The organism is Neisseria sp. P0021.S006, assembly GCF_051956895.1.
The window spans coordinates 1-15,122 of sequence record NZ_JBQCWZ010000014.1 but is presented as its reverse complement, the minus strand read 5'-3'; the positions used below and the strand labels follow the sequence as shown (position 1 = coordinate 15,122).

Sequence of the window (15,122 nt, the reverse complement as noted above, 5' to 3'; positions counted from 1 at the left end):
TCTTATGTCAAACATCAGCCGCAGCGTATTATTTGGTAAGTTAAATACTACTTTGTATAAAACTTTGGAAAATGCCTATACCTTCTGTCGTCTTCGAGAAAACAGCTATGTTGAATTAGTACACTGGCTACACTCTCTACTTCAAACTGAAAAAACAGATATCTTCTGCCTGATAAATCAGTTTAACTTAGATGAAGTCAAAGCACGAAAAGATGTATTGGCTGCAGTAGAAAAATTACCTGTTGGTGCTACTGCCGTTATTGACTTCTCCGAACATATCCAAACCCTTGTCGAACAAACTTGGACATACAGTTCACTAAAATTTGGTACAGACAAAATCCGTACAGCTCATATTTTCTATACCATGCTGCAAAATAAGACTTTACAGGGTATTCTGGCCAATATTTCATCTGAGTTCCTGAAAATCAAACCGGAGACATTGGCAAACAATATTATTGCTATTACTGCTAACTCTGAAGAGAATCTTGATGTTACCCAGAATGCCTTATCTTCCGAGCCTAATGCTACCCACAAAGAAAGTGCCTTAGCTAAATACGGCAGCAATCTTACCGAAAAGGCTAAAAATGGCGAAATAGATCCAATCACAGGCCGTGACACTGAAATCAGACAAATGATTGACATCCTAATGCGTCGCCGTCAAAACAACCCGATTCTTACAGGTGAAGCCGGTGTTGGTAAGACTGCTGTGGTTGAAGCTTTGGCATTACGTTTAGCTGCCGGAGATGTTCCGCCTGGGTTGAAAGACGTTCAATTAATTCTATTGGATATCGGTTTGCTCAAAGCTGGTGCCAGTGTTAGCGGAGAATTTGAATCACGCCTCAGAGCAGTTATGGATGAAGTAGAATCCAGCCCAACCCCAATCGTGCTATTCATCGACGAAATCCATACTTTAATTGGTGCCGGTGGAGCTGTCGGTACTGGTGATGCTGCCAACTTACTCAAACCTGCATTAGCTCGTGGCAAACTTCGTACTATTGGTGCAACCACATGGGCAGAATACAAAAAATATTTTGAAAAAGATCCTGCCCTAACTCGTCGCTTCCAAGTTGTACAAGTAGATGAACCCGATGAAGAAAAAGCCATCAACATGCTTAGGGCATTGAATGCTTCTCTAGAAAAACACCATAAAGTGATTATTCTTGATGAAGCAATCCAGGCTGCTGTAAAACTTTCTCACCGCTATATTCCAGCACGTCAGCTCCCCGATAAAGCTGTAGGCCTGATTGATACTGCCTGCGCACGTGTTGCAGTCAGCCAACATGCTGTACCTGGAAGCATTGAATATCTACGCAAGAAGTCAGAAGCATTAAAACTTGAGCAAGCAAATTTAGAACGTGAGAAAAAACTCAGTTTTGATTCTGAAGCTAGAATCACAAATATTGGTAAAGAATTAACTGAGGTTGAAGGCCGTCTGAAAAAATTAGAAGACAGATGGAAATCTGAAGCAGACTTAGTTGCCGAGCTATTGGCTGTACGTGAACAAATCATGCAGGTTGAACAAGAAACAACCGATGAAGAAAATAAACAGTTGCGTACCCGCCAAAAAGAACTGGTTACTAAATTGAAAAAACTGCAAGGCGTCCAACCTTTGGTTATGCCGTTAGTAGACAGTCGTACGGTTGCTGACGTTGTAGCAGACTGGACTGGAATTCCTGTCGGAAAAATGATGAAAGACGAGGTTGAGGCTGTATTACAGCTTGCTGATACCTTAAATAAGCGCATCATCGGCCAACGCCACGGTTTGGATGCGATTGCCCGCCGTATTCAAACTTCACGCGCCAATCTAGACAATCCCAACAAGCCTATTGGTGTTTTCATGCTTGCTGGCCCTTCCGGCGTGGGTAAAACCGAAACTGCACTGGCTCTAGCCGATACATTATATGGTGGTGAACAAAACGTGATTACCATCAACATGAGTGAATATCAAGAAGCTCATACTGTATCCACTTTGAAAGGAGCTCCTCCAGGTTATGTCGGCTATGGTGAAGGTGGCGTATTGACTGAAGCTGTACGTCGTAAACCTTACAGTGTTGTCTTACTCGATGAAGTAGAAAAAGCACATCCAGATGTTCATGAAATCTTTTTCCAAGTATTCGACAAAGGCTGGATGGAAGATGGCGAGGGCCGCTATATCGACTTTAAAAACACCATTATCATTCTTACCACCAACGTTGGTACAGATTTAATTATGGATATGTGTGATGATCCCGAAATGTTGCCTACTCCAGAAGGCCTAACTAAAGCCCTGCGTACTCCCCTGCTGAAAACTTTCCCAGCTGCTTTATTAGGCCGGATGCAAGTTATTCCTTACTATCCGCTATCCGATGATATGCTCTCAAAAATTGTTGAATTGCAATTAGACCGTATCGTAAAACGCATTAAAGATAATCATGGCATCGACCTACACTATACCCCTGAAGTGTTAAAACTAATCACTTCACGTTGTACAGAAGTTGAATCAGGTGGCCGCATGATCGATGCGATTCTTACCAATACGGTTCTACCACAAATCAGCCAAGAACTACTTACCTGCGCAACACAGGGGAAACAAGTTTTGAGCGTAAATATCGACGCAAGCAATCATGACTTCAATTACCAATATAAATATAAACTTAGAAAGAAAAATACTTTATAATTCTAAGTAAAATAAGAAATCTTAGTATTTCGATCGACAGTCATAGACCAACTAGTTCCTAAAATCTAGGCTGTCGATTAATTTAAAATTTCTATCATTAAATACAATCACTATTGATGTACCTAGGTAACCAAAATGCATGGAAAACTGATAAAATATATATCATTTGCAATGATATCTTTGATGGTAAGCGCATGCGCATCCAACCATAAACCACCAAAAGAATCTGACGAAAGTGGAGAAAAAATTGATGTACAAATCATAGTTTCTCCCGATGTCAATCCAAATTTAGTTGATCAACCTTCCCCCATAAGATTGGATTTATATCAACTGTCATCTGATGGTGAATTTAAAAAAGCAAACTATTTTGATCTTACTAATAATGCTAAAGAAACTTTAGGAGACAAATTAATTCAACAAAACCAATTCATGTTACACCCTGATACGGTTTCTGTATTACCTATCAAGATGGATTCTCATCTGAAATACCTAGGTGTTGTTGCCAGTTATCGTGATTTGGATAATAGTCAATGGAGATTAATTTTATTAAAACAAAAACAACGATGGTATCAGTTTGGGAAACACTATTTCTACGTGAATATTGGGAAAAATGAATTATATCAATTATCGAAATCAGAGATGCAAGAAATGCTAAAAGAATATAAAGAGCGCCATCCTGATGATCCGACTATCAAAGAAAATGGGAAAACTCGTAAGAATAATAGTGATCTGAGCAAAGGCATTTTCCGCGAGGAATAAATACTTATATATAAATAATTTGAGGTTGAATGCATGGCAATTGAAGCAAAAGTAGTTTGGTCGGAGGGAATCTTTATTACCCCACAGCATTTCCAGCAATTTGAACGTTATCTTGAGTCTGGATTACGTCAACTAGCTGTTTCTAAAGAAGGTTATTTTTGGGGATTTTCATCTTTAGTACTGGATTCAGACGGCCTCAAACATGGTGTTCTTGGTATTCGTGAAGCAGAAGGTATTTTTCCTGATGGTTCTATATTTGTGTTTTCCCAAAAACAACTTGAAAATTTAAGCTTAAAAGTACCTGCAAACATAAAAGATACCAAAGTTTGCTTAGCCATTACTCTGCCATCCTCTGTCAATAATGAGATTGACTTTCTAAATCAAAATTCTGCTCACTCTTACCGATATAAAGCATTTGAGAAAACCCTTGCAGATACAACAAACTCCGAATTAGACGGTCGCCAAATTACACTAGCAGATCTTAATCCTACATTGATTTTAGAAAATGATTTAACTAGCAATCAAACTGCCCTTCCTATTGCAGTTATCCGATCCAGTTCAGCAGACTTTGAAATCATTCTAGACGAATCATATATTCCACCTTCCCTAGGAAGCCAAAAGCAACAACACCTAAAAGCTTACATTTCAGAAATATATGGCTTATTAATGCAAAAAAGCAATAGTCTAGCTAACGCTGTAAACGACCCGAATACCGGAGGTTCTGTTGAAGTAATGGACTTTATGATGCTTCAGACCATCAATCGGTATCTGGCTTATTTGCATCATGAAAATGAAGGCGCTCGTCAAACTCATCCAGAACAATTATTTGTCAACTTATCAAAATTATGTGCTGATTTAATGACTTTCCTTCCTTCACGCAAGGTAGGAGATGTTCCTATTTATGAACACAATGATCTAGCATCATGTTTTGGTAAATTATTTTTTAACTTGCGCAAATCACTGTCTATTGTACTTGAACAAAGAGCAATTAGAATTCCATTAGATTTGCGTGATGAAGCAACCCGAGTCGCCCAAACTCCTGATCAAAGCTTACTGGATAAAGCTTCATTTGTCCTAGCCATCAAAGCTGATATGCCTAACGAAGCCTTACGCCAAAAAATTCCAAGTGTAGTAAAAATAGGTACTGTAGAAAAAGTTAAGGAATTGGTTGCTTACCATTTACCTGGAATTAAAGTTCATGCGTTATCCGTGGCACCAAGAGAATTACCATACCATAGTGGTTATGTTTATTTTGAATTAGATAAAAAACATGAATTATGGGATATGTTTGATACTTCCTCAGGTATGGCTTTCCATTTGGCTGGTAATTTCCCTAATTTAGATGTTGAATTTTGGGCGATTAAGTCTTTAAGTTAATTTGATTTAATTTGGAATTTCATTATGAATAACCAGAATAATACTGCAAACAACGCAGTAAATGTTTATAACCCTTTAATTGAAGCTGCTAAACCTGTTCTTATCTTGGCTAACTCTATGCAGCAAACTACTAGTCAATTATCTACTGACAGCCTAATTAATAAATTCTCTCTCTTAATTAATAATTTTGAAGAGAATGCTGAAAAAAATGGAGCTAAATATGATGCCATTCAGGCTGCAAAATACTGTCTTTGTACATTTGTAGATGAATTAGCAGTCCGTGCAGGCTGGGCTGATGAAACTTGGTCAAAGAATAGCTTATTAGTATCTTTTTACGATGAAACTTGGGGTGGAGAACGTTTTTTTGAAATCATTCAAAATTTGAAACAAGATTCTGATAAGAATATTGATTTATTGGAGTTTATGTATTTATGCCTACAATTTGGTTACAAAGGTAAGTACCAGGTTCTAAACAATGGGGAGCTTGAGATCGATAAAATTAAAAGGGACCTACTTGCCTTAATTCACAGTAAACGACCTGACCAAACTGCTAATCTTTTTAAACATAACCCGATTATTACAAATAATATTCAAAGGAAACGCAGGCTTGCTATTCCTTTATGGGTAGTAGGCGTATTAGGAGCTGTTGCATTAGGTGTAGGCTATTTTACAATGCAATGGTCATTAGGAGATAAATTCAATACAGCCAGTACAAAAGTAAACAGCCTCAAACTCCCTTCAGTAATCACCAAACAACAGGATACACAAAAAACAGTCCGACTACGGCCTTTATTGGAAAATGAGATTGCTAGAAAATTAGTATCTGTGGAAGATTTTCAAGACAGAAGCACTGTTACTATTTTAGGTGATGGCTTATTTGAATCCGGCTCTGCACAAATTCAAGACCAATATTATCCTGTTTTGGCTGCGGTTAGCCAAGCCTTAGATAGTGTGGAAGGACAAATTATTGTTACGGGATACACTGACAATCAGCCAATTCAGAGCTTAAATTTTCCATCCAACTGGCATTTATCACAGGCTCGGGCAGATGCAGTAAAAGAAATTTTATTGAATTACGTTAAAAATGGTGGAACACGCATCCGTTCTGAAGGGCGAGGCTCAACCGATCCTGTAGCACCAAACGATACTTTGGAGAACAGGGCTAAAAACCGAAGGGTTGAAATTACATTATTTACTACAGAAACTGGACCCAAACTAGGTAGCACAGTCGAAATAAAAAACAATACCTCCAATCCTTAACAAAACGGTAGTGCAAACACACAATAATCTATTTTAGATTGATACGGAAAAAATAGACATGAAAAAAATTATTTATTTTCTAGGTTCTCGCTCTTTATGGGTGATGTTGGGTATTACTGGCCTAATTATATTAGTATGGTTTATTGGCCCATTAATCTCCATAGGTGAAGTTCGCCCCTTAGTAAGCAAAACTATTCGTTTTGCAGTGTGTGCCACTATTATTGGTATTTGGTTGGCTAAAGCTGTATTTCGCCAATATCGTGAATCCCGACGAAACGCTGCTTTATTGAAAGAAATTCGAGCAGCCCAAGAACCTATTTTAAAAAGTGCAAATGATGTTAGCTCTATGAGCCGCCAGTTTGCTGAAATGGACAAAGTATTAAAGAATGCTAAATTTTCTAAATCTAAAAACAGTTTGTTGGCTAGACTAGAAGAAGGTCAATACCTCTATCAAATGCCATGGTATGTTGTCCTAGGGGCAGCAGGATCTGGTAAAACGACTGCACTCAAACGTTCTGGCCTTAACTTCCCCTTAGAGAGCACTTTGGGGACATCTGTAAGTGGCCTAGCAGGTACACGAGATTGTGATTGGTTCCTATCGGATGAAATAGTATTTCTCGATACAGCTGGTAGATTATCTTTACATGACAATCATAGCAGTAAAGATTCTAGTGACTGGGAAGAATTTGTAACGCTGCTACAACGTTACCGACCTAAACAGCCAATAAACGGAGTATTGGTTACTGTAGGCGTAGATGATTTATTGGGCGGAAAAACCAATATAACAGAAATCTCAGTAGAACTGCGTAAAAGAATCCATGAAATGCATACTAAATTAGGTATACATTTTCCAGTTTATCTTATGATAACCAAATTAGATTTATTGCATGGTTTTAATGAATTCTTTAACCATCTAACTGAAGAACAAAGAAATCAATATTTAGGGATTCCTCTATCTAATACAGAAGGAATGGAAACCCCTATCGCTACTGCTTCTAATGCCTTAGCAGATATTGTAGATAAATTACGCTCCTCTATGTTGGGTACTGTTCACCAATTAGAATCCACTGAAGACAAGGCTGCGGCTTTTGCATTCCCTGAGGAGTTCGAGCGTCTTAATCAGGCCGTACTTTCCCTATTTAAAGAACTGTCTAAATCTTCAAAATTTGAGCAACCTATCGCATGGAGAGGTGTTTATTTTTCAAGCTCAACTCAAACAGGACAACATCTCAACCCTATACTGGAAGGTTTGCAAAGTGATTTCCAATTATCTAAAAAATACTTGGATTCAAACCAGGCCTCTACTCAGAATAACGAACATAGCTTTTTCTTAAATAGACTATTTGCTGACGTTATTTTAAGCGAGGCAAATTTGGCTGGTGAGAATAAATCTTGGTTTGTCAAAAAACAAATCTTGTATTGGCTAGGTATTGGAGCTATTGCAACTGTAGTAATCGCATGTTTGACAATGATGTTGAATAGTTACTCCAATAACCAATCATATCTTGAACAGGTTGATAAAAAAGCAACTGACTTAGCTTCAGATGTAAAAAAATATACAGACGGCCCTGATTTACTTAAGGCTGTAACATTTGCTGAACAAGTTAGAGATACAACTACCAGTAAAGAAATTCCAGATTTATTATCCCCTCCGCTCAGCTATCGTATTGGCCTTTATCAAGGCAGCCAAATGAAAGATGTTGGGGAGTCAGCCTATTATAGAATTCTTCAAGACAACGTAATGCCATTAATCAGCTATAAGTTGGATGAACTTCTACGCACAGCTAATGGCTCCAACAATATTAATAGCTATGATGCATTAAAAGCTTATCTTATGATGTTCCACAAAGAACATTTTGATGCTGCTTTTATGCAAAACTGGTTAATGTCCAATTTGTCTAAAACAGAATCATCAGGTATGAGTGACCAACAAAAAAAATCTGTTGAAAAAGCTCTGAATCAGATTCTTTCAAAACAAAGCATTACACCAAGCGTTCCCTATGATGAAGAATTAGTAGAACGTCGTAGACAGGAAATTGCGCAAAGAGACATTGCAACCATGGTATTAGAAGATACCATAAATACAGTTACTCTCTCTGGAAAGGGAGGAGTTACACCTGTATCCTTTTCAAGTATGGGTGGAGTGCAAAGTCACTTGTTATTCCGACGTAAGACTGGTGGAACTCTGAAAGAACCTATTAACTTTATTTATACCAAAGAAGCCTACATTACTAAAGTTTTGCCTGCTATGGTTAAATCTGCAGAGCAGTTTTTTAATGAAGACAACTGGGTATTAGGTGACTATGCTTCTTTAAGTCAAAGCAAGGCATCTGTCCTTTCTGATGCCCAAAGAATCTATTTCAGTAATTACATCAAAGTTTGGAATAGTTATTTATCTGATTTGTCATTAGTAACACCAAAGTCATCACGAGAGAGTACTCAAATTGCTAAGCTGCTATCTGAAAAGAACTCACCTTTAGTCAATATTATTAAAGGAATTAGTGATAATACGACTTTAACTATTGACAAACGAATAACAGAAAAAGCTGGAAGCAAAATTACTGATTGGTTAAATAGAGCGGGACTCTCGAAACTCTTAGAGAGTGAAGAGGGGAATAATGTAAAGAATGAATTAGCTGCTTTAAAACAAGCAACTCCAGTCGATGATGCTTTTGCAGATTTCCATATATTAACTGAAACCACTAATGATCAACCTCCAGCTATTAATAACGTTACAGAAGCTATAAATGATTTATATGTTTATTTAGTTGCCGTTAATGTTGCTGTAGAAAAAGGAGTGGACTTACCACCTGATGATCCTTTCGTAAAATACAAGGCTGAAGTAAATAGACTGCCACCTCCCTTTCGCCAAATGTTAGATAACTTTTCTGAAATTATTCTGAAAAACACTAACAAAATTGTTGATGAAAAAATTTTATCTACTTTAGAAAAACAAATGGCCACATTGACTAATAGTTGTCAAGAAATACATCAACAAGGATACCCTTTCGATAAAGGATCGGAGGACAATGTCGCATTAGAGAGTTTCACCAGTATATTTGGTCCCAATGGTATCTACAGTAAATTTACCAACTTGACTGGTGAAGCTGCCGTATTGGCACGCTCAGAAAAACTGGAAACTTTAACTGCTAAAAATGATGCGTTTAAAGATCGTTTTGCAAAGCTAAATGATATAGCAGACATTCGACAAGGGTATTTTGATAAAGGATCAGAAACTCCTACATTCGACTTTTCAATTAAAGTTTTAATTCTTGATACCAGTTTAGAAAGTGTAAATATTTCATATGCAGGTAAGAGCTATGTATACAGCCATGGTCCTGTAAATCCTGTAACCTTTACTTGGCCATCCAAGAGTGAAAATGCTTTAGCTAAAATAGATATCTCATCTCCCCAAATCAACAGCGCAGGTATTAGTTCAACTGGGCCGTGGTCAATCTTCCGCCTTATTGAAAAAGGTAAAATTATTCGCCAAACAGGAAATACCACTGTTGTCGAATACAATATTAAAGGAAAAAATCTTATACTTGAATTTACTACTTCTACTGCCTTTAATCCATTTAATTTAAGTAAATTACGGAATTTTCAGTGTATTTAAAAGTTTCAATAGAGATGTAAATAATATTATCTAAAATATCACTTCCACATATTTTATCCCTATTTAAAATATAGGATAAAAATACTTCTAACCGGAATATTGGTTTAAGATTGACAAGGAGTTTCCCGAAATGAATAGAACTATCGTTGCTCATACGCCTTTGGGATCACAACTATTATTCAAAAAAATGCTTGGAACAGAATCCGTTTCAAATCTGTTTGAGTTCAATATTACATTGGTCTCCCCAAACCCAAATTTACAAGGCAAAGATATTATTGGTCAGTTTGTAACATTGGAAATTGATACTGAAGCAAGCAGTCCTCGTTACCTAAATGGTCTGGTTACCGATTTCGGTTATATTGGAGAAGATGAGGACGAGGAAGGTTATCATGCCTATACTTGTACCACTCGCCCATTCATGTGGTACCTCACTCAAAATACAGACAGCAGGGTTTTCGTTGATAAGTCCGTATTAGATATCGCTAATGAAGTCTTAGCACCATTCGGATTCCCATACCAGATAAAATGTCAAAAAGGGTATCGAACAAGAGGCTTTTGTGTTCAATATCAAGAAAATAGCTTTGATTTCTTAAACCGCCTATTTGAACAAGAAGGTATCTACTATTATTTTGCCCACAGTAACGGTTCACATGAGCTGGTTATTACTGATGATGTCGGTGTTTTAGAAGCTATTTCATCCCCTAACATCCCCTACCACTCTCGAAATACTGCACCAGGGGCACCAAATATCGCCTATATTGATATTTGGGAAGAACGAGATGCTTTAAAATCTAGTCAATTTGTTACTCGAGAATACAATTATAAAAATGCTAAAGTACCGATGATGTCTTCAGACTCAGTTCATGACTTTAATTCGGTATCTATGGAACACTATGACTTCTACACAGGTTTTAGTGATGTGGCAGAAGCACAAAATTACAGTCAGGTTCGTAGTGAAGATTTGAAAAGCCAAACCAAGATTATTACTGGCTCAGGCACTGCACTGACACTTGCTCCAGGTTATACGTTTATCCTGAGCAAACACCCTCATGCATCTTCTAATACCGAATATACTATTTTAAAAGCTGATTATGATTTCGAAGAGGCAGGCTATACGTCTGGAGACCGTATTGGCAAATTTAGAATTTCATTCCGCGTATTACCTAAATCTTATCCATACCGCCCTCCTCTTAAAACTCCCAAGCCAAAAGTTTTAGGGACACAAGCAGCTACGGTAACAGGACCTGCAGGTGAAGAGGTCTACACCAATGAATATGGCGATATTAAAGTCCAGTTCCACTGGGATCGCTATGGAAAAATGGATGAAAACAGTTCCAACTGGGTACGAGTAACTCAGGGCTCTGCTGGTGCTGGCTATGGCTCTATTAATACACCACGCATTGGCGAAGAAGTACTGGTTGATTTTATTAATGGCGATGCTGATCGACCCATTGTATTAGGCCGTCTGTATAACAGCGCAATGTCGCCACCATGGGGATTTCCTGCTGCAGCTAAGCAATCCGGTATCAAGAGTAAAAGTTTTAACTCTCCATTAGCCAACTTTAACGAACTGATGTTCAATGATACTGCTGGGTCTGAAATGGTCAACTTCCAGGCACAGAAAGACTTGACCTCACTTGTTAAGAATAATGAAACCCGTAACGTCAACAACGACCGAACCACTACAATTGGTAATAATGAAACTGTAACAGTAGTAGGTGATCGAGCTAAAACCGTTCAAAAAAACGAAACTGCCTCAATTACCCAAAACCGTACCAAATCAGTCGGCCAAAACGAAACTTCCAGTATTACCCAAAACCAAAGCATTAGTGTTGGCCAAAACCAAAGTACTTCTGTGGGTAAAGATCAGAGTGTTTCTGTCGCTAAAAATCGAACCCATTCTGTTGGCCTCGATGAAAACATTGGCATCGGAAAAAATCAGGCTTTAACCGTAGGCTTGGATCAAAACGTTTCTATCGGCAAAAATCAAGCATTGACCGTTGGTGCCAATCGTAACAAAACCATTGTATCCAACGAGGTAAGCAGCATTGGTGGCAATAAGCAGGAAACCGTCAGCCTAAATGGTATGAGCAACGTTGGTATCGGACAAATGACCAACATTGGCGCTGGCTATATGCTAAACGTCGGAGGTGGTTGGATGACCAACGTTGTTGGTGCCGAAATGCATAGCGTTGGCCTAGTTATGGGACTTAATGCAGGTTTAAATATTGGCCTTAATGCCGGCAATAAAATTACCTTATCTGCTGGGAGCAAAATTACCCTTCAAGTAGGCAACTCAATGATTGTAATAGATAAAAATAAAATCTCTATCGTTAGTAAAAAAGTTAAGATCGTTGGCACTAATGTAGTAGATATGGATGGTAAAAAAGTCGATATCAACTAGAAGAAAAGGTATATAAATGTTCGAATTGGAGAACTTTACCTGCTTTCATACGCAGCAATTTAAAAACATCGACCAGTTAGATCGAACATATGATGTCGTAGTTGCTAAAGTCAGTTATGAGTTTGAAATCGATCCTGTAACTGGAAAAACCGTACTTAAGTTTGCCCAAACGCAGACGCCTCTTACATTTGCAGATACTTTTTACGGTGAACCATCTCAAACTTCAACTCAGTTTGAAAGCGACTTCTGCCTTTATAAACCTAAAACTGATTTAGTGGTCAATGCAATCGCCTATGCACATGATGACACTCCCGCTCGGCAACTTGCTGTAGCGGTGAGTGTTGGCGATTACCAAAAAAGTCTGGCTCTTACTGGCGAGCGCTACTGGGTAAGAGAGATAGCCGGATGGTCTCTAAGCGAACCAGATCCTATTCTCTCCTTGCCCATCCGCTATGAATTTGCCTTTGGCGGTAGTGCAGTTGAAGACGATCATGAGGGGCATCAGCAAAATCCTGTCGGTATTGGTTATTATCCCAAATCCCAACTCAAACAAAATGGGTTCAAAAGGATATTAAAGGCTCACCAGATTTATGACCCAAGCCATCCGGTACGAGATCCTGCTGAAAATGTTGCTCCTGAAGGATTTGGCTTTATGCCCCGTTATTTTGCGCAACGGGCACAACATTCAGGTACTGCCGATGCAGAATGGATAGCTAACCGTGCACCTTTATTACCAAAAGATTTTTCTATGGCTTATTGGAACGGTGCTCATCCTTCCCTTCAATTGCCACATCTAAAGCCTAACCATATCTATACACTAGGATTTACCGGCATGGTACATTCCTTTCAAGCGCCCAATCAGTACTTTACTGTCGAACTACCGGTAGAGACTGTATTTGTACATGCCCATACCGCATCTAATATGTCTTTGTGTAAAGACATGGTGTTGGATACCGTACTCGTTGATGTAGAACAACGCCGCATCGACTGTACATACCGGACTTCTTTTGCAGAAGAGCTGGAAATTTCTGCATGTCAACTCAGGTTTATTGCTCGACATGAACGGGCAGAACAAATCGCAGCCGCAGTTGCATGCCATACTTCACAAGACAAATTTATCCCGATACCGCCTTCTCTTGCGGCACTCGCGTAAACAACTAAAAGACCGTCTGATTATCAACCGATTGTAGCCAATTTTTCAGACGACCCCATCCCCCCAACAGGAGCACCCAATGGCCGTCAATAAAATCGCCCGTAAAAGCAGCAAATTCCGCGTTGTCTTTACCGTCCCCGATTTCTGCTGGCCGCCTCCACCCGCTCCCCCTTCCGTTCCACCCATCCCCTTCCCACTCTTTGCTGATCTCGGCGGTGCCAAAACCGTCGCCAAAGACGTACGCCTCAACCGCAAGCCTGCTTTTGTCTTTAATGCCAGTAAGACGCACAAAACTTATGGCGATGAAATCGCCCTTCCGGGCCGTAAAGGGGTAAAAAGCCGCACCGCCACCAAACCGGCCTGGCCGATGCGCCATTCTTCCTCGGTTAAAATCCGCAAACGCTATATCGTGCGTACTGGCGATATGTTCCATATGAACGGCAAGTTCAGCAAAAGACTCCCCCCTAAAACCTGTTTGTCCTGCAAGGGTGCGGTAGGTGCCGGCCGTCCAGTCAATCCGATACACGGTTTGAAGTTTTTGGAGGGTGAAACCGACTTTGCCTTTGAAGGTATTCTGCCGCTGGTATGGAGCCGCAGCTATTATTCCGACCAAGACGGTACCGGCTGGCTCGGCGAGGGCTGGAGCGTACCGGGCTGCCAGCGCATTATCCGCGATGCGGCCGGATTGGCCTATATCGACGATCAGGGCCGTTTGTTCCCTTTGCCGGAAGTCGATGAAGATGACGAAGAGCCGGTATTGTTTGAGAGCGAACAGATTTGGTTCAGCAAGAACCCGGACGGCCATTATGTCATTGCTTCTCTGGACGGTTCGATAGCGCTGCGTTTTGCGCCTTTGGTGGTGGCGGAGGACGGTTCTGATGAAGATTCCACCCTCTTCCCGCTGGTCGCGGTGGAAGACGCCAACGGCAACCATCAGCGTTTCGTCTATCATCCGCTGACCGGTCTGCCGCAATACGTCATCGACGGCAACGGCCGGGTGTTCTCGCTAAACTTCGGCAATGTGGCCGATGAGCAGTCGCCTAGAATGCGGCTGCTGTCGGTGTCGCTGTTGGAGGGTTTACCATCCTTTGGCGAAACGGTCCGGGTCGGTATGCCGCTGGTCCGCTATGAATACGACGGCAGTGGTGACCTGATCCGCGTCATCGGCCGCGACGGTAATGTCAAACGCAGCTTCGGCTATAAAAACAATCTGATGGTGTCGCATACGGATGCGGCCGGATTGGTATCGGAATACGAATACGACCATTACACCCCGACCGGCAAAGTCATCCGCAACCGGACTTCTTTGGGCGAGGAATGGCGTTTTACCTATCACGAAGGTTACACCGAGGTAACCGACATATTGGGCCGTACCGAGCAATATCATTACGACTACAACAATGAGTTGACCAAACGGGTGTTTGCCGACGGCAGTACCAACCTGATGGAACGCGACGACTTGGGCCGTCTGCTCAGCCATACCGATGCAATGGGACGCGTTACCCGTTATCAATACAGCAACGAAGGCCAGGTAGAAAGCATTATCCGTCCGGACGGCGTCATCCTGCATTTCGACTATGACGACAACTACCGTCTGATCCGCAAAAGCGATGCCGAAAGCCGTTACCACGGCTATACCTATGACGAAGCGGGCAACCTGCTGACCCATACCGACCCGCTGAAACACATCACCCGTTTCGAATATGCCGGCAACGGTCTGTTGCTGTCGGTAACCGATCCGAACGGCAGCAGTACCGCATACCACTATAACGAAAACCATCAGCCCGACCGGATTACCGACTGCTCGGGTTACGAAACCAAACTGGCCTACACCCCCGAAGGACAGTTGGCGCGTATTACCGATGCGCTGGAACAGCACACCGAATACCACTACGAC

8 protein-coding genes are annotated in these 15,122 nt (G+C 40.5%); all 8 read left to right on the top strand.

What is annotated here, in order from left to right:
* The first annotated feature begins 4 nt into the window (after positions 1–4).
* Complete coding sequence (tssH, locus tag ACTHUM_RS04675; RefSeq protein ID WP_004520037.1) at positions 5–2,656, top strand: type VI secretion system ATPase TssH; 2,652 nt, start codon at positions 5–7, stop codon at positions 2,654–2,656.
* A gap of 135 nt (positions 2,657–2,791) precedes the next feature.
* Positions 2,792–3,415 (top strand): type VI secretion system lipoprotein TssJ, encoded by a 624-nt coding sequence (gene tssJ / locus ACTHUM_RS04670; protein ID WP_004520036.1) that lies wholly within the window; start codon positions 2,792–2,794, stop codon positions 3,413–3,415.
* Positions 3,416–3,448: 33 nt separating this feature from the next.
* Positions 3,449–4,792 (top strand): type VI secretion system baseplate subunit TssK, encoded by a 1,344-nt coding sequence (gene tssK, locus ACTHUM_RS04665; RefSeq protein ID WP_049337057.1) that lies wholly within the window; start codon positions 3,449–3,451, stop codon positions 4,790–4,792.
* Between the two features lie 24 nt (positions 4,793–4,816).
* Positions 4,817–6,052, top strand: coding sequence for a type VI secretion system protein TssL, long form (gene tssL / locus ACTHUM_RS04660; RefSeq protein WP_004520033.1), 1,236 nt, complete (start codon positions 4,817–4,819; stop codon positions 6,050–6,052).
* Positions 6,053–6,110: 58 nt separating this feature from the next.
* Entirely contained in the window at positions 6,111–9,668 is a 3,558-nt protein-coding gene (gene tssM / locus ACTHUM_RS04655; RefSeq protein WP_049343522.1) for a type VI secretion system membrane subunit TssM, read from the top strand.
* 130 nt (positions 9,669–9,798) lie between these two features.
* Positions 9,799–12,072, top strand: coding sequence for a type VI secretion system Vgr family protein (locus ACTHUM_RS04650; RefSeq protein WP_004520031.1), 2,274 nt, complete (start codon positions 9,799–9,801; stop codon positions 12,070–12,072).
* A gap of 16 nt (positions 12,073–12,088) precedes the next feature.
* The gene (locus tag ACTHUM_RS04645) at positions 12,089–13,225 is read left to right on the top strand and encodes a DUF2169 family type VI secretion system accessory protein (protein ID WP_004520030.1); all 1,137 of its coding nucleotides are present in this window, start codon (positions 12,089–12,091) and stop codon (positions 13,223–13,225) included.
* Positions 13,226–13,304: 79 nt separating this feature from the next.
* On the top strand, positions 13,305–15,122 hold a 1,818-nt coding region (locus tag ACTHUM_RS04640; protein ID WP_440361300.1), incomplete at its 3' end, for a DUF6531 domain-containing protein.